Annotated in this window: 16 protein-coding genes; 8 read left to right on the top strand and 8 right to left on the bottom strand. The window is 73.3% G+C overall.

Translation table 11 applies throughout. The features are described 5' to 3' along the window. Positions 1 to 187: 187 nt before the first annotated feature. Both OTB16_RS38370 and OTB16_RS38375 read left to right on the top strand, forming a co-directional pair. Positions 188 to 565: a hypothetical protein gene (locus OTB16_RS38370; RefSeq protein WP_267727453.1), complete on the top strand. Its 378-nt coding sequence runs from the start codon at positions 188 to 190 to the stop codon at positions 563 to 565. 7 nt (positions 566 to 572) lie between these two features. Continuing rightward, positions 573 to 839: a DUF4031 domain-containing protein gene (locus OTB16_RS38375; protein WP_267727454.1), complete on the top strand. Its 267-nt coding sequence runs from the start codon at positions 573 to 575 to the stop codon at positions 837 to 839. A gap of 137 nt (positions 840 to 976) precedes the next feature. Here OTB16_RS38375 and OTB16_RS38380 read toward each other — a convergent pair whose 3' ends face one another. Together OTB16_RS38380 and OTB16_RS38385 are read right to left on the bottom strand one after the other, a co-directional pair. After that, the gene (locus tag OTB16_RS38380) at positions 977 to 1,186 is read right to left on the bottom strand and encodes a DUF397 domain-containing protein (protein ID WP_267727456.1); all 210 of its coding nucleotides are present in this window, start codon (positions 1,184 to 1,186) and stop codon (positions 977 to 979) included. Beyond that, the gene (locus OTB16_RS38385) at positions 1,183 to 2,064 is read right to left on the bottom strand and encodes a helix-turn-helix domain-containing protein (RefSeq protein ID WP_267727458.1); all 882 of its coding nucleotides are present in this window, start codon (positions 2,062 to 2,064) and stop codon (positions 1,183 to 1,185) included. The genes OTB16_RS38380 and OTB16_RS38385 overlap by 4 nt, the downstream gene beginning before the upstream one ends. A gap of 156 nt (positions 2,065 to 2,220) precedes the next feature. Here OTB16_RS38385 and OTB16_RS38390 point away from each other — a divergent pair, with 156 nt between their 5' ends. Together OTB16_RS38390 and OTB16_RS38395 are read left to right on the top strand one after the other, a co-directional pair. Next, positions 2,221 to 2,652, top strand: coding sequence for an ATP-binding protein (locus OTB16_RS38390; protein WP_267727460.1), 432 nt, complete (start codon positions 2,221 to 2,223; stop codon positions 2,650 to 2,652). Between the two features lie 290 nt (positions 2,653 to 2,942). Continuing rightward, complete coding sequence (locus tag OTB16_RS38395; protein ID WP_267727462.1) at positions 2,943 to 3,866, top strand: helix-turn-helix domain-containing protein; 924 nt, start codon at positions 2,943 to 2,945, stop codon at positions 3,864 to 3,866. A gap of 407 nt (positions 3,867 to 4,273) precedes the next feature. On the opposite strand, the gene OTB16_RS38400 is transcribed toward OTB16_RS38395, so the two are convergent. Together OTB16_RS38400 and OTB16_RS38405 are read right to left on the bottom strand one after the other, a co-directional pair. Then, positions 4,274 to 5,491 carry a Cmx/CmrA family chloramphenicol efflux MFS transporter gene (locus OTB16_RS38400; protein ID WP_267727482.1) on the bottom strand — a complete coding sequence of 406 codons (1,218 nt, stop codon included), beginning with the start codon at positions 5,489 to 5,491 and terminating at the stop codon, positions 4,274 to 4,276. 122 nt (positions 5,492 to 5,613) lie between these two features. Then, on the bottom strand, positions 5,614 to 6,273 hold the full coding sequence (locus OTB16_RS38405; RefSeq protein WP_267727464.1) for an HD domain-containing protein: 660 nt from the start codon (positions 6,271 to 6,273) through the stop codon (positions 5,614 to 5,616). 151 nt (positions 6,274 to 6,424) lie between these two features. Between OTB16_RS38405 and OTB16_RS38410 the strand changes: the two genes are divergently transcribed. Then, a complete protein-coding gene (locus OTB16_RS38410; protein WP_267727467.1) occupies positions 6,425 to 7,117 on the top strand; it encodes a copper homeostasis protein CutC in 693 nt (230 codons plus the stop codon). A gap of 120 nt (positions 7,118 to 7,237) precedes the next feature. Here the strand turns inward: OTB16_RS38410 and OTB16_RS38415 are convergent, their stop codons facing one another. Beyond that, positions 7,238 to 9,316: a HelD family protein gene (locus OTB16_RS38415; RefSeq protein ID WP_267727469.1), complete on the bottom strand. Its 2,079-nt coding sequence runs from the start codon at positions 9,314 to 9,316 to the stop codon at positions 7,238 to 7,240. A 309-nt stretch (positions 9,317 to 9,625) separates the two neighbouring features. Here OTB16_RS38415 and OTB16_RS38420 point away from each other — a divergent pair, with 309 nt between their 5' ends. Further along, positions 9,626 to 9,811: a hypothetical protein gene (locus OTB16_RS38420; protein ID WP_267727471.1), complete on the top strand. Its 186-nt coding sequence runs from the start codon at positions 9,626 to 9,628 to the stop codon at positions 9,809 to 9,811. Positions 9,812 to 10,283: 472 nt separating this feature from the next. Here OTB16_RS38420 and OTB16_RS38425 read toward each other — a convergent pair whose 3' ends face one another. Both OTB16_RS38425 and OTB16_RS38430 read right to left on the bottom strand, forming a co-directional pair. After that, complete coding sequence (locus tag OTB16_RS38425) at positions 10,284 to 11,927, bottom strand: DNA repair helicase XPB (RefSeq protein WP_267727473.1); 1,644 nt, start codon at positions 11,925 to 11,927, stop codon at positions 10,284 to 10,286. A gap of 124 nt (positions 11,928 to 12,051) precedes the next feature. Beyond that, positions 12,052 to 12,666 carry a TetR/AcrR family transcriptional regulator C-terminal domain-containing protein gene (locus OTB16_RS38430; protein WP_267727476.1) on the bottom strand — a complete coding sequence of 205 codons (615 nt, stop codon included), beginning with the start codon at positions 12,664 to 12,666 and terminating at the stop codon, positions 12,052 to 12,054. Between the two features lie 75 nt (positions 12,667 to 12,741). Here OTB16_RS38430 and OTB16_RS38435 point away from each other — a divergent pair, with 75 nt between their 5' ends. Further along, the gene (locus OTB16_RS38435; RefSeq protein ID WP_267727484.1) at positions 12,742 to 13,302 is read left to right on the top strand and encodes a peroxiredoxin-like family protein; all 561 of its coding nucleotides are present in this window, start codon (positions 12,742 to 12,744) and stop codon (positions 13,300 to 13,302) included. 102 nt (positions 13,303 to 13,404) lie between these two features. Continuing rightward, entirely contained in the window at positions 13,405 to 13,947 is a 543-nt protein-coding gene (locus OTB16_RS38440) for a DoxX family protein (protein ID WP_267727478.1), read from the top strand. 62 nt (positions 13,948 to 14,009) lie between these two features. Here the strand turns inward: OTB16_RS38440 and OTB16_RS38445 are convergent, their stop codons facing one another. Further along, positions 14,010 to 14,609, bottom strand: a complete 600-nt coding sequence (locus OTB16_RS38445; RefSeq protein ID WP_267727480.1) for a DUF4291 domain-containing protein — start codon at positions 14,607 to 14,609, stop codon at positions 14,010 to 14,012. Between the last annotated feature and the right edge of the window lie 181 nt (positions 14,610 to 14,790).

Genomic DNA, 14,790 nt, shown 5'->3' on the forward strand with positions numbered 1-14,790 from the left:
TGGGTGCGGGGGTGGTGGGGGGAACCGGGGCGGCCGGGGTGGGGGGCGCGTCCGGTCTGAAAGTTTCTTTCGCGTTCTCGCTCACGTCTGAAACCTATTTTCAGCGGAGCCCGGAGGTCAAGGCGCCATACGTCACGACCTGGAAAGGACCTTCGCCACCGGGTCCGCACGGGTTCACAATGGGGTCATGGAACACGCACCCCCGCTGGAGCAGGCGCTGCACGTCGCCCGCGCCCTCGTACTCGCCGACCTCGCCGCAGCCGAGGTCGCCGACGCCGATGTCGTCTCGCTCGTGGAGGACTCGGTCACGCACCGCCGGTGGTGGGTGGAGCAGTGGCCCGAGGGAGCCGGCTTCCTTCCCGGGCTCGTCGCCCAGGACGTGCAGGACGCGCTGCTGGAGAAGTACGGCCGCTGGCCGCTGTGCCCGGTCTGCGGCCACGGTGACCCGCACGCGCTGGACGTGGACCCGGAGCTGGGCCCCGATCCGCACTGGGTGTGCCCGGAGGCGGGCGTCAGGGTCTCCGCGGTGGGCGCCCTCGGCCCGGTCCTGCGGCCGGGCCGGTGACGCGCCGGTGACGGTGTACATCGACCCGCCCACCTGGCCGGGCCACGGCCGCATGTGGTCGCACCTGATCAGCGACGTCTCGTACGAGGAGCTGCACGCCTTCGCGGCCGCCGTGGGCTGTCCGCCCCGGGCCTTCGAGCGCGACCACTACGACGTGCCGTCGTACCGGTACGCGGACGCGGTCGGCGCGGGCGCGGTGGAGATCGGCAGCAAGGAGCTGGTCCGCCGCCTCACGGAGGCGGGCCTGCGCCGCCCGAAGGGCCGCCCGCTGTAGGAGAGGCGTCGGAAGACCGGCCGGGCTGGTGCCGACTGACCCCTACGGGTCATGAGTGAGCAGGTGGTTCTGATCGTAACGACCATGCGCCCCACGCCCGATGGGAACCAGGTGCGGGGCGCGTGTGGCGGGGGAGGTCAGTTGCCCACCGCGTACGAAACGAAGCCCGCCCACGCGCCCGGGGTGAGCGCGAGCTGGGGGCCGTCGAGGCACTTGGAGTCGCGGACGTGTACGGCGCCGGGGGCGGCAGCGACCTCGACGCATGACTCGCCGTTGGTGCCGCCGCTGTAGCTGCTCTTGAACCACGCCAGTTCGGAGGCGTCCCCGGCGGATGCCTTGCGGATCATGTTTCTCCCAGCAGTTGCTCGATGAAGGCCCGCGACTCCCGTGGCGTGAGAGCCTGCGCCCGGATGGTGCCATATTGCAGCTCGATGACGCGAAGCTGTTTCGGGTCGGTGGTCGGCCGCCCATTGAACGCCCCGTCGGAGCGCCCAACAGCCGTGCCATCCGGGAACTTCAGCAACTCGATCCTGCCGTCCAGCCCCGGATGGGCATCAGTGTCAGTCGGCATGACCTGAAGCGTGACGTTGTGCAACCGCCCTGTCTCCAGTAGGCGTTCGAGCTGTCGTCGCCACACCATTGTGCCCCCCACCCGTCGGCGCAACGGTGCCTCTTCCAGCACGAAGTGGATGGACGGGGCCGGATCACGGTCGTAGACCGACTGTCGAGCGAGGCGAGCAGTCACCATGCGTTCCACGTCGCCCGGAGAGTACGGCGGCTGAGCCGCCTGGATTACGCCCCGCGCATGCTCCGGCGTCTGCAACAAACCCGCGATGATGTTGCACTCGTACACGCCGATCTCGACGGCCCGAGCCTCCAGTTTCCCCAGCTCCCGAACCTTCTTCGGATACCGGACCTTCTTCACGTCCTCCCACGCCGCCGCGACGAGCCCACCCGCCCCCAACACCTCGTCGGCCTTGTCCAGGTACTCCTGGCCCGGGATCCGCTTCCCGCCCTCGATCTTGTAGACCATGTCCTCGCCGTACCCGACCGCCACTCCGAAGTCGGCGGCCCGCATCCCCACCGCCTCCCGCCGCAGCCTCAACTGCCGTCCCACGGTGGCGACGACGGCCACGCCCCAGTCGTCGTCCGGGTCCACCTCCCAGCCCGGCTCGTCCGCCTCGCTCTTGAGCCGTCGTACCCCGGTCTCGCCGTCCACCGTCATGCCCGCACCCCTCTGTCCGCGCTTCCGTGCCGCAACGCCCTTACCCGTGAGACGGGTTCCGACAGCCCGGACAGCAGTGGACAAGCTCCGGACAGTCACCGTACGCATCGGCTCCGTCACTGTTCACGGTAGGCCCGGACGGCCACGCTCGGTGACGTGAACCAGAAGAAGACCATCGAACTCCCCTCGCCCGCCCCTTGCTTCGATGTCCTGCTGTCCCCTACGCCACGCGGCGCCCGGCTTGCCCGGTTGCTCGCCGTCGACTGGCTGCGCACGCTCGGTCTGCCGTACCGCGTGACCCAGGCCGCCGAGCAGATCGTCGCCGAGCTCGCCGCGAACGCCGCGACCCACGGCCGGGTGTCCGGCCGGGGCTTCCGCCTCGCGCTCCTCGCCGGCACCGACGCGCTCCGCATCGAGGTCACGGACACCCGAGGTGAGGACCTCCCCCTCCTCTCGACGGCGGCCCCCGACGCCAGCTCCGGGCGCGGCCTGGTCCTCGTCGAGGCGCTCGCCGACCGGTGGGGCGTCGGGCTCGGTCCTGCCCCCCGGAAGACCGTATGGGTCGAACTCAACCTGCCACGCCGCTGACCTGCGGATATCAATCGCGCACCGGAGCCCACCCGGTGGGACTCCGGTGGCAGGGACGATCCCAGGACTCAAGACACGAGAGGAAAAGGACCACACCAAACCCCACCCCTCCCGCCCATGGTGCACGCTCACTCACTTGAGTGAAAAACGCCAACTTGGCTGGCTTCGGGACGGGTTGCCTGATCTACGCTCAGCTCGACATACCAACTCACCGCTGACATGAGTCGGCCCCCGCCGGGACGGCAATCCCAAGGCGAGGGCCTGACCACCAAGGAAGTTAGGGCTTCCCGATGGATACCCAGAACACTAACGTGCGCCCGCACGCCCAGGCCCGTAACGGCGGGGAAAACCACCCGTCCCGGCGCACCCGTGCGTACACCCTCTCCGGCGGCATCATTCACGACAACGCCCGCCACACCAGCCGCTTCACGGTGATCGGCAACCACCTCGCCCAGCACGCCGTGCTGTCGCTGCTGGCCATCGGCCTGGGCGTCCACATCCAGTCCCTTCCCGGCGGCGCGCTCATCGACATCAGGACCCTCGCCGCCCGTTTCCCCGAGGGGAAGACCCGGATCGCCGCCGCCCTGCGCGAACTGGAGGCCCACGGCTATCTGCGCCGCACCTGCGAGCGCACCAGCAGCGGCCGCGTCGTCACCCGCACCGTCTCCTGCAACCAGCCGGGCCGGTCCCACGCCACGGACGAGCCGAGGTCGAAACCGAAGCCCCAGCGCCCCGCCCGCCGGGACGGTGAGCCGCCGCGCCGTGCCCTCCCGGCCGTACCGCAGCCCGCGTACCCCGCCCCTGACCTCCTCCGGTCCGCCGTCGAGGTCCTCGCCGGCCTCCGCCGTGGGGATCCCCGCCTGCTGCTCTCCGCCACGGAGGTCGAGCACCTCACCCCCGGAGTCGCGGCCTGGCTGGAGCGCGATCTGCCTCCGAGCGCCGTACACCACGCCCTGACCAGCGACCTGCCGTCGGAGCCGCTGCACCGCCCGGCCGCCCTCCTGGCCCACCGGCTCGCCGCCCAGCTCCCGCCCATGCCGCCGTTCAGTGTCCGGGAAGCACCCGCGGACCTCGTCAGGCACCCGCTCCACAACTGCGAGACGTGCGACCACGCCTTCCGCGGCCCGGAACCGGGCACCTGCCAGGCGTGCGCGTCGGCGGCGGATCGACTTCTCGAAAGCGCCGACGCCGCCGAGACCGCACCGGCAGGATGACGCGTACTGGCCCTCCCGGCCACGCCGAGGACGTTCTTTCGCACCGGGACAGGACCTCACGTGCCTTCTTTCGCTGCCAACGGGTACCTCACCGAACTGCTGAGAGCCCTGGAGGCGGAGAGTGACGTCCGTGAGTGGTCAGGACTCTTCGATGCCGTGGAACCCCTGTCCCGGGCCCTGGGGAAGTACCGGCTGGGCCTGGGACTGACCTGGTACGACGCTGACGGTGGTACGCGCCGGGCGCAGCTGACCGATCGCGGAAGGCGCTATGTGGAACGGTTGCGTGAGACGCGTGACCGGGATCAGGACAGGGTGATCTCCGGGTCGGCGAGGTGTCCGACCCCGAGCCCGAGCCCGTCGCTCCCACCGCGGACGCCCGGGCCGCGCACCCCGGACGGGTCCCCGTGCTAGGCGCTGACAGACGCTGTGGTGGGAGCAGACTCGGAGGAGGCGACTACGCGGGTCGTGCCGGGGTGCGGGCGGCGCCGGTCCAGGCGCAGGGCGATGGCGGTGAGGGCGATGGCGGTGACCGTCATGGCGGCGCCCGCCCAGGCGGTGGCGGAGAAGCCGAGGCCCGCGTCGATCACGGTGCCGCCGAGCCAGGGGCCGCCGGTGTTGCCGAGGTTGAAGGCGGCGGTGGTGGTGGCGCCGGCCAGGGTCGGGGCGGCGCCGGCCACGTTGAACATGCGGGCGTTGAGCGCCGGAGCGGTGAAGAAGGCCGAGAAGCCGAGCAGGAACGACAGCGCGACCGCCGCGGCCGCGGTCCCGGCCAGCAGGGCGAGCGCGGCAAGGAAGACGGTCGACGCGGTGATGCCCCAGAGCATCACGCCGAACAGGTGCGCGTCGGCGACCCGCCCGCCGATGGTGGTGCCGACGAGCGCGCCGAGGCCGAAGAGGCCGAGGATCCACGGGACCCACCGCGAGTCCAGCCCGGCCACGTCCGTCAGCAGCGGCGAGAGGTAGCTGAACGCGCAGAAGACGCCGCCCGCGGCCAGGGCCGTGATGCCGATGGCCAGCCACACCTGGCGGTCGCGGTAGATGCGCAGCTCGCGCCCCAGGCGCGGCTTCTCGGCGGGCAGCGGGATCTTCGGGATCAGCACCAGGATGCCGGCCAGGGCGATCGCGGAGGCGGCGCCCACCGACCAGAACGCGGAGCGCCAGCCGAGGTGCTCGCCGAGGAAGGCGCCGGCGGGGACGCCCAGGACGTTGGCGATGGACAGGCCGCCGATCATGACGGCCATGGCGCGGGCCCGCTGGTCCTTGTCGACCATGGCGATGGCGACGGCCGCGCCGACGGCCCAGAAGCCCGCGCAGGCGAGGGCCGAGACGACGCGCGAGGCGAAGAGCAGCTCGTACGAGGGGGCCAGCGCACCCGCGACCTGCCCGAGGCCGAAGAGGCTGATGAGGGAGACGAGGGTGGTGCGCCGGGGGAGGCGCAGGGTGGCCACGGCCAGCAGCGGCGCCCCGATGACCATGCCGATCGCGAAGGCGGATATCAGCAGGCCCGCCTGCGGGATGGTGACGCCCATGTCCTCGGCGATCGGTGGCAGCAGCCCGGAGAGCATGAATTCGCTGGTGCCGAGTGCGAAGACGGACAGGCCGAGGACGTAGACGGCGACGGGCATGCGGGGGCGTGAGGCTGCTACGGGCATGTCTGGCACCAACCATCGCGAACGTGCTCGAATTCCCCGTTCGTGTGTCGGCCGCGTGACATCCACGGCGCAACGGGTGCCCCGGCCGCGCCGCCTCAGGCCGTCAGCGCGGCGAGTTCCGCGGCGAGGTTGGCGCGGGCCGGTGCCTCCCAGTGCGCGGCCCCGTACGGGGTGCGGAAGAGCCGGGGCAGGTCCAGGAGTTGGCGCAGGACGGCCGCGCGCCCGTCGCGGAAGGTGTCGTCGGGGACGAACCCGTACTCGGCGCGGACAGCGGCCGCGTAGGCGGCGTACGCCGGGCCGTCGCCCGCGAGGACGGCCAGGTCGGCGTCGCAGAGCGCCTCGCCGTTGGTGTCGCCGGGGGCGGGGTCGTGGGTGACGGTGAGGCGGACCAGCCGGGCCGCCTCGGCGGTCCGTGCCGGGTCCACGCCGAGCTCGGGGAGGGCGCGCTCGGCCATGGCGGCGCTGCGCTCCTCGTTCTCGGAGCGGTCGGGGCGGTAGACGGCGTCGTGGAACCAGGCGGCGAGCTCGACGGCGGCCGGGTCGGCGGCGTGCGGCGCCAGTACGTCGATCCGCGCGAGGACGTCGGCCAGGTGCGCGGTGGTGTGGTACTTGCGCTGGGGCTCCGCCCAGGCGGCGAGGAGCCGGTCGGCGTACGGGGCGGGGTCGCGGTCGGCGGGGGCTCCGGCGGCGGCGGTGGTCGCCCGCCAGCGGGCGCGGAGGGCGGCCGTGTCGGTGTGCGGGGTGCCTGTGTCCATGCGCACATTGTGGGGGTGGCGTGATTGTGCTGGTGGTGCCGGGAGCGGGCCCGTACCCTCAATATTGGACTAGACCTATTTTCCACTCTGCCCGCATGTGCCCCGATCGGGCCGTCGGGTCACCCGAGCAGTTTTCCGAAGGATGGATCGAATGAGCAACCGTGCGCTCCTGGAGGTGATCGCCCTCGACGCGGAGGACGCGGTCGCGGCCCAGGCCGGTGGGGCGGACCGACTCGAACTGGTCACCGACATGGCCGCCGACGGGCTCACCCCGCCGCGCGAGACCTTCGCCGCGATCAGGGCCGCGGTCGACATCCCGCTGCGCGTGATGCTGCGCACGACGGACGGGTTCGCGGCGGGCGACGCCGAGGTCTTGCTGACGGCCGCGCGGGAGCTGCGGGCGGAAGGCGCGAACGAGTTCGTGCTCGGTTTCCTGAACCCCGACGGGACTCCCGACCTGGCGGCCGTCGAGGCCGTGGTGGCGGAGCTGGACGGCTGCCGCTGGACCTTCCACCGGGCGATCGACCGGGCGGCGGACCGGGACCAGCTGCGCAAGGCCCTCTCCGAGCCGGTGCCCGCCGGACCGGACACCTACCTGACGGCGGGCTCGGCGGTCGGCGTGGACGAGGGCATGCCGGTGCTGCTGGCCGAGGCGGCGCGCCGGGGCGAGCCCGGGTACGAGGCGCGGATCCTGGTCGGCGGCGGCCTGGCGCTGTCGCACCTGCCGATGCTGCGCGAGGGCGGCGTGGACGCGTTCCACATCGGCGGGGCGGCGCGCCCCGACGGGTGGGGACGCCCGGTGTCGGCGGCCGCGGTGGCGCGGTGGCGCACGGCCCTGGACTGAGGGCGCGAACGCGCGAACCGGGGCGCTCCCGGAACGGGGCGGGCGGGGCGGGGCCGGGGCGTCGGCGCCCCACCCCACCCGCGCCCGCCCCGCCCCGCCCCGTTCCGGTATCGGTGCCGGTCAGGCCAGGGCGGCCGGCAGCGGGGCCGAGTGCAGGAGGGCCAGCCCCGAGACGGCGCGCGTGAGGCAGACGTACAGCCGCCGCAGGCCCGTCCGCTCGTCGGGCTCCCCGTCGACGATGGCCGCCGGCTCGTCCAGGACCACGTAGTCGTACTCCAGGCCCTTCGCCAGCGACGCCGGCACCAGCGTCAGCCGCGACTGGGCGGTCGTCTCCTCGCCCGGCGACAGGTACGGCAGGCCCGCCGCCAGCAGGGCTTCCGCGAGCGCCGGGACGCGGGCGTCCGCCGCGATCAGGCCGGTCGAGCCCTCGTGCGCCAGCGCCTCCCGGCAGGCCGCGACCGCGGCCGCCGCCGGATCGGCGACCTCCGAGATCCGCAGCGAGCCGGGCGTCTCGCGGACCGAGGAGACCGGGGCCAGGCCCGGGGAGATCGACGGCAGCAGGCGGGAGGCGTACGCGATCACCTCGCGCGGCACGCGGAAGCCCGCCGTCAGCTCCTCCACCACCGCCTGCGGCTTCCCGAGGTGGGTGAGGGCCTCGTCCCAGCCGCGCGTGGCCCACGGGGTGGTGCCCTGCGCGAGGTCGCCGAGGACCGTCGCGGAGCCCGTCGTGCAGCGCCGGCCCACGGCCCGGTACTGCATCGGCGACAGGTCCTGGGCCTCGTCGAGGACGACGTGGCCCAGCGAGTGCGTCCGCTCCACCAGGTCGGCGGCCTCGTCGATCAGGACCAGGTCCGCCGCCGACCACTTCGCCGACTTCACGCTCCGGAAGGGCTTGGGCCACAGCAGCAGCTTCTGCTCGTCCGCGGTGAGGACCCCCTCCGCGTGGGCGGCCAGGAAGTCCGGGTCGGCGAGGAGCCGCAGGACCAGCTTCGCCGGTTCGACCGGCGGCCAGGCCTGCTTCACCGCCGCCTTGACGGCGGGATCGCGCGCCACCGCGTCCTGGACGCGGTCGTCGGGCGCCTCGCCCGCCTGCTCCATCCGTACGAGCACCGCGTGCGCGATCCGCTGCGGCAGCGCGTCACGGGCGGCGCCGTAGCGGATGTCGCGGTTCTGGAGCTCCTCGACCATCTCGGCCAGCTCGTACGCCGGCACGCGCCAGCGGCGCGAGCCGCGGACCACCATCAGCGGTTCGGCGGGCGCGGTGACGTGCGAGCCCAGGGCGCGGCGCAGCACCTCCGCCATCCGGGCGTCGCCCTTGACGACGGCGGTCGCGGCGGCGTCCTGCGCGCGTACCTCCAGGCCGTCGCGGGCGACCAGGTCGTCGACGGTGGCCTGCTTGACCTCCAGCTCGCCGAGCGCCGGGAGGACCTGCTCGATGTAGTGCAGGAAGGAACGGTTCGGCCCGATGACGAGCGTGCCCGTACGGGCGAGGCGGTCGCGGTGGGCGTAGAGGAGGTACGCGACGCGGTGCAGGCCGACGGCCGTCTTCCCGGTACCGGGCCCGCCCTGCACGCAGACGGAACCGGAGAGTCCGGAACGGACGATCTCGTCCTGCTCGGGCTGGATCGTCGCGACGATGTCCCGCATGGGGCCGACGCGGGGCCGCTCGATCTCCTGCTGGAGCAGCTTGCTGACGGCGGACGCCTCGCCGGGGTCGGAGAGGTGCTCGTCCTCGTACGCCGTCAGCTCGCCGCCGGTGTAGCCGAAGCGGCGGCGCAGGGAGACGTCCTGGGGGTCCTTCCTGGAGGCCCGGTAGAACGGCTGGGAGACCGGCGCCCGCCAGTCGATGACCATCGGGTCGCCGCCCGCGTCGTGGACGTGGCGGCGGCCGATGTAGAACTGCTCGCCCTCGGCGCCCTCGGCGAGGGTCGCGCCCGGGGCGTGCAGGTAGTTGAGCCGCCCGAAGAACAGAGGGGTGTGGGAGAGGTCGGCGAGGGACTTGATGCGGTCGTCGATCTGGGCCTGGAGGACGATCGCGTTGACCCAGTTCGCGGTGACGTCGCGGATGTCGAGGGCCTCGGCGTCCTCGCGCATCGCGCGGAGCGCGGAGCGGGACGCGGCGAGGTGGGACCGTTCGCGGGCGAGCGGGTCCGACGGTGCGGGGGCGTGCGGGTCTGATGCGGGCGCGTGCGCGGGCACGGGACTGCCTCCAGCTGCTGGGTGCGAACGGAAGCCCGCCGGTTTCCGTGCGGCGGGCGGCTCTCCCCGGTGAGGCGGCGGGAGGCGGCAAGAGCGGAGATTCTAGCGAGGGGCGGGATCCGGTGCGAACGGATTAGGGGGACCGGAAGTGCCTCGGGGCGGGACCTCCGTACGGGTGTGGTACCGGGGAGTGTCATACCCCGGACAGAGCCTTCAGGGGGAGGCATGGGCCGGGAGGAGGATGCCGGGGCCCCGGGATTCCGTCCGCAGGCCGATGTGGAATCCGCGCCGGAAACGCACCATGGATACATGAGCACCGCAACCTTCACCCCGATCCAGGGCGGCCGCCCGAGCGGCGCCACCGCTACTTCCGACTTCCGTCCCCGGCACAGCCTGGGCGGCGTGCTGCGCGCCGCGAAGGTCTTCGCGGCGACCGCCGTGAGCGTCGTCGTCCTGGGCGAGTACGCCGAGGACGCGGGCGTCATACGCCGCTGACGGCACGGCCGCCGGCTGGCGGCACGCGCCTGCTGGCGGCGCGGCCGCGCGCCGTAGGGCCGTAGGGCCGTGCGGGCGGCGGGGCGGGGGCCGGGAACGGGCCGGGCATGCTGCGCGCCGCTGATCCACTGGGGTCACGCGCGTGACGGCGGCGGCCGCCCTGGCCGGTACCGCCCTGCTGGGCCTGCTGGTCCTCCCGGAGGCCTCCGACGCGTTCTGGACCCCCGTCACCTGCCGGCGGCGGGCTGGGCCCTGCTGTCGGTGCCGGGCCGGGCCCAGCCGCCGTGGGTCTGGTGCGTCCCGCTGCTGACCGCCCTGATCGCCGCCGTACGCGGCCGGGCGGACGGGGCCGATCCGGACGACCTGACCGACCTGACCGACCTGACCCACCTGACCGACCCGGCCCGGGTGTCCGTACCCGTGCCGAGGCGGTCCGCCGCGCTCCCCGGGACCGGGGTGGCCGGCCGTGCGGTCAGTCGCTCGCCAGGATCTCGTCCGCGTCCATGATCCGGTAGGCGTAGCCCTGTTCCGCAAGGAAGCGCTGCCGGTGCGCCGCGAAGTCCTGGTCGACGGTGTCGCGGGCGACGACCGAGTAGAACCGCGCCTCGTGGCCGTCCGCCTTCGGACGCAGCACCCGGCCGAGGCGCTGGGCCTCCTCCTGACGGGAGCCGAAGGTGCCCGACACCTGGATGGCGACGGTCGCCTCGGGCAGGTCGATGGAGAAGTTGGCGACCTTCGAGACGACCAGCACGCTGATCTCGCCCTCGCGGAAGGCGTTGAAGAGCTTCTCGCGCTGCGCGTTCGAGGTCTCGCCCTTGATGACGGGCGCGTCCAAGTGCTCGCCCAGCTCGTCGAGCTGGTCGATGTACTGGCCGATGACCAGGGTCTGCTCGCCCTTGTGCTTGCGCACCAGCGCCTCGGTGACCTTCCGCTTCGTCGCGGTCGTCGCGCAGAAGCGGTACTTCTCCTCGGTCTCGGCGGTCGCGTACGCGAGCCGCTCCGCCTCCGTCAGGTTCACCCGTACCTCGACGCAGTCGGCGGGCGCGATGTAGCCCTGCGCCTCGATCTCCTTCCACGGCGCGTCGAACCGCTTCGGCCCGATGAGGGAGAAGACGTCCGACTCGCGGCCGTCCTCGCGCACGAGCGTGGCGGTCAGGCCGAGCCGACGCCGCGCCTGGAGGTCGGCGGTGAACTTGAAGACCGGCGCGGGCAGCAGGTGCACCTCGTCGTAGACGATCAGGCCCCAGTCCCGGGAGTCGAAGAGCTCCAGGTGCGGGTAGATGCCCTTCCGCTTGGTCGTGAGGACCTGGTACGTGGCGATCGTGACGGGCCGGATCTCCTTGCGGGTGCCGGAGTACTCGCCGATCTCCTCCTCCGTCAGCGAAGTCCGCTTGACCAGCTCGTGCTTCCACTGACGGGCCGAGACGGTGTTCGTGACCAGGATCAGCGTGGTCGCCTTGGCCATCGCCATGGCTCCTGCGCCGACCAGCGTCTTGCCGGCGCCGCAGGGCAGCACCACGACACCGGAGCCGCCGTGCCAGAAGCCCTCGACGGCCTGCTGCTGGTACGGGCGCAGGGCCCAGCCGTCCTCGTCCAGCTCGATCGGGTGCGCTTCGCCGTCGACGTACCCGGCGAGGTCCTCGGCGGGCCAGCCCAGCTTGAGCAGCGTCTGCTTGATCTGCCCGCGCTCGGAGGGGTGCACGGCCACGCTGTCGGCGTCGAGCCGGGCCCCGACGAGCGGGGCGACCTTCTTGGACCGCAGGATCTCCTCCAGCACGGGCCGGTCGGTGCTGGTCAGGACCAGCCCGTGCACGGGGTGCTTGGAGAGGGTGAGGCGCCCGTAGCGCGCCATGGTCTCGGCGACGTCGACCAGCAGCGCGTGCGGGACGGGGTAGCGGGAGAACTCGACGAGCGCGTCGACGACCTGCTCGGCGTCGTGCCCGGCGGCCCGGGCGTTCCACAGGCCGAGCGGGGTGATCCGGTAGGTGTGGATGTGCTCGGGAGCCCGCTCCAGCTCGGCGAAGGGAGCGATGGCCCGGCGCGCGGCGCCGGCCAGCTCGTGGTCGACCTCGAGAAGGAGTGTCTTGTCGCTCTGGACGATCAGTGGACCATTCACACGCAGCGCCCCGTTTCATTCAGGCCAAACCTCCAGTGTGCCGTACTGCCGAATGTTCGGGAACACGGCGCTCGGAGGGCCCGGCAGTGCCCCGGGGCTTCGGGGCGGGCGGGGCGGGCGGGGCTCAGGGGCGGCGCAGGCCGTTCAGGAGGAGGGTCAGGCCGCCGTCGAACTCGGCGGCCGGGGTGAGGGCGCGGGCCGTCTCGGCGGTGCCGGCCAGGTGCGGGTACTCCTCCGCCGGGAGGGAGGCGATGGCCGCGGTGCCCGGCCCGGCGAGGGCGCCGAGGTGCTCCTGCTGGACCGCGCCGATCACGTACGCGAGCAGGGCCCGGAGGGCGACGACCCGCTCCTCGGCGCCGAGACCCGCCTCGGTGAGCACCCCGAGCAGGGTCTCCGCCCAGCGGAGCACGCTCGGTGACCGGTGGCGGTGGGTCAGGGTGAGCGGCAGTACGGCGGGATGGGCGCCGACCGTCGTGCGGAGCCGCCGGACGAGCGCGGTGACCCGGCCGGGCCAGGGTCCGGCGGGCGGCGGGGTGCTGTCGAGGGTGCTGAGGGCCAGCTCGACGACGAGCGCCTCGAGTGCGTCGCGGTCCTCGACGTACCGGTAGAGGGCCATGGTGCTGATGCCGAGTTCGACGGCGACGGCGCGCATGGACAGGCCGGGGAGGCCGTCGCGGTCGATCACGGCGAGGGCTGCGGCGGCCAGTCGGGCCGGGGTGTGCGCGCGGGGTCGTGGCATGGCGGTTGACAGCGTACGGCATACGCTTACGCTGTTGGTGTACGTCATACGCTTACAGGGGAGACCTCAGTGCAGCTGACTACCGGTTCCACCGTCCGTCCCCGCACCCTCACCGCCGTCGCGGACGGTGCGCCCGTCGCCGTCCCCGACCCCGGACACCTCGTCCACCTCCAGTTCCGCCGCTTCGCCGGCTGCCCCGTCTGCCATCTGCACCTGCGCTCGGTGGTGCGGCGGCACGACGAGATAGCGGCCGCCGGGATCCGGGAGGTCGTGGTCTTCCACTCCGGCGCCGACGAACTGCGCGAGCACGTGGCCGACCTGCCCTTCGCGGTGATCGCGGACCCCCGCAAGCAGCTGTACGCGGAGTTCGGCGTCGAGTCGTCCTACCGCGCCCTGCTGGCCGCGCGCGCCTGGCGGGCCATCGCCCTCGGCACGCTCGACATCTTCCGCGGCCGGGCGAAGCCTCCGACGCTCGTCCAGGACGGCGGGCGCCTGGGGCTGCCCGCCGACTTCCTGATCGCACCGGACGGACGCGTGGCGGCCGCCGGGTACGGGGTCCACGCGGACGACCAGTGGCCGGTGGACAAGCTGCTGGCCCTGGCGGAGCGGGCGGGTGTTCTACGGCCGAACGGGTAGACGGCAGCGGTCGATGGGGCGGACGCCGATGTTGCGGAGGGGTCGGCGCGGCGGGCGTCGTACGGTGGCCGTCGCTGCCAGGCGATCTCGGAACGGACCCTCATGACGCAGACAAGCTGGGACCGCACGTTCTTCAGCACCTCCTCGGCTCCCGCCACCACCCTCACCCACGACACCGGCCTGCTCCTGCTCCGGCTCGTCGTCGGCCTCAGCATGGCCGGCCACGGCGCGATGAAGCTCTTCGGCTGGTACGGCGGCCCGGGCCTCACCGCGACCGGCAAGGGCTTCACGATGGCGGGCTATCCCGCCGGGGACGCCATGGCCGTCATCGCCGGCCTCTCCGAGACCCTGGGCGGCCTCGGTCTCGCCCTCGGCCTGCTCACCCCGCTCGCCGGAGCGGCCCTGACCGGCATCTTCATCAACATCCTCGACCTCCGGGGCTTCGGCGCCTACTTCCCGCCCAAGGGCGTGGAACTCGAAGTGGTGCTGTTCGCCGCGGTCGTGGCCCTCACCCTCACCGGGCCGGGCCGCTTCGCCGTCGACCACTACCTCCCGGTGCTGCGCGAGTCCCGGCCCCGCTACTCCCTGCTCGCCCTGCTGCTGGGCGTCGTCGTGGGATTCATCGTCCTGATCATCCGGGACTGATTTCTCCGCCCTCTCCGCCCTCTCCGCCTTCTCCGCTTCCTCCACGACCGGCCGGACACCCCCTACGCGCCCAGGTGCTCCAGCGGCCCCGAAGGGTACGGGGTCTCCGCGGGCAGCAGGGCCCGCGCGGCCGCCTCGTCCCCGGCCCCCAGCAGGCCGCGGATCTCCCGGGCCAGCGGGGTCACGTCGCGGATGGACACCGTCCACTCGTCGGCGTACGCGCGGGAGGAGGGCCCGGACAGCCCGAGTTGGAGCGAGCGGTACGGGAGCGGGGCGAGCCGCACGTCCCGCTCCGGGTCCCACTGGACCCGGGCCGACGACTCCCGCAGGGCCCGCCGCCAGGCCGTCCGGTCGGCGTGGACGCCGCGGGAGTAGTGGGACAGGCAGGCGCCGGCCAGCGCCCGGTCGAAGCCGTCGCGGGTGATCTCGACGGCGAGGACCGTCTCCTGGCCGGCCTTCGCGGCCCAGCCGCAGCGGTACATCATCCACAGGAACGAGGGCTTCACCCACGTCATCCGCTCCCGCTTCCAGGCGGGCGGGAAGCGGCCGTCGCGGGCGGCGGGCAGGCCGAGGGAGGGGGCGTACGCCTGGTAGACGGTGATCGTGGTGGCGGTGTGGGCCGCGCGGATCTGGCGCGCGGGAGTGCCGTGGACGTCGTGCATGCCCCCACCCTGCGGTGCGCCTCCCGGCGGGGCCACCGGTTTTCCCGCCCGCGGTCCGGCAGCGACCCTGCGGGCCCGCCCGGCCGACGGCCCGCGGCTCGCCCCCGGCGGCCGGGCCTGCCGGCGCGCCCGTCCTGCGGGCCGCGGTTCGGCCCGCCGTGTCCGGCCTCCGGCCCAGCCC

It is taken from the genome of Streptomyces antarcticus (assembly GCF_026627255.1).
GTDB lineage: Bacteria > Actinomycetota > Actinomycetes > Streptomycetales > Streptomycetaceae > Streptomyces > Streptomyces antarcticus.

What these genes read in the sequence shown, in the direction of transcription:
- OTB16_RS38410 (WP_267727467.1), top strand. Translation starts at nt 6,425, where the DNA reads ATGAGCAACCGTGCGCTCCTGGAGGTGATCGCCCTCGACGCGGAGGAC.
- OTB16_RS38385 (WP_267727458.1), bottom strand. Translation starts at nt 2,064, where the DNA reads ATGACGGTGGACGGCGAGACCGGGGTACGACGGCTCAAGAGCGAGGCG.
- OTB16_RS38445 (WP_267727480.1), bottom strand. Translation starts at nt 14,609, where the DNA reads ATGCACGACGTCCACGGCACTCCCGCGCGCCAGATCCGCGCGGCCCAC.
- OTB16_RS38395 (WP_267727462.1), top strand. Translation starts at nt 2,943, where the DNA reads ATGGATACCCAGAACACTAACGTGCGCCCGCACGCCCAGGCCCGTAAC.
- OTB16_RS38440 (WP_267727478.1), top strand. Translation starts at nt 13,405, where the DNA reads ATGACGCAGACAAGCTGGGACCGCACGTTCTTCAGCACCTCCTCGGCT.
- OTB16_RS38370 (WP_267727453.1), top strand. Translation starts at nt 188, where the DNA reads ATGGAACACGCACCCCCGCTGGAGCAGGCGCTGCACGTCGCCCGCGCC.
- OTB16_RS38420 (WP_267727471.1), top strand. Translation starts at nt 9,626, where the DNA reads ATGAGCACCGCAACCTTCACCCCGATCCAGGGCGGCCGCCCGAGCGGC.
- OTB16_RS38405 (WP_267727464.1), bottom strand. Translation starts at nt 6,273, where the DNA reads ATGGACACAGGCACCCCGCACACCGACACGGCCGCCCTCCGCGCCCGC.
- OTB16_RS38430 (WP_267727476.1), bottom strand. Translation starts at nt 12,666, where the DNA reads ATGCCACGACCCCGCGCGCACACCCCGGCCCGACTGGCCGCCGCAGCC.
- OTB16_RS38400 (WP_267727482.1), bottom strand. Translation starts at nt 5,491, where the DNA reads ATGCCCGTCGCCGTCTACGTCCTCGGCCTGTCCGTCTTCGCACTCGGC.
- OTB16_RS38380 (WP_267727456.1), bottom strand. Translation starts at nt 1,186, where the DNA reads ATGATCCGCAAGGCATCCGCCGGGGACGCCTCCGAACTGGCGTGGTTC.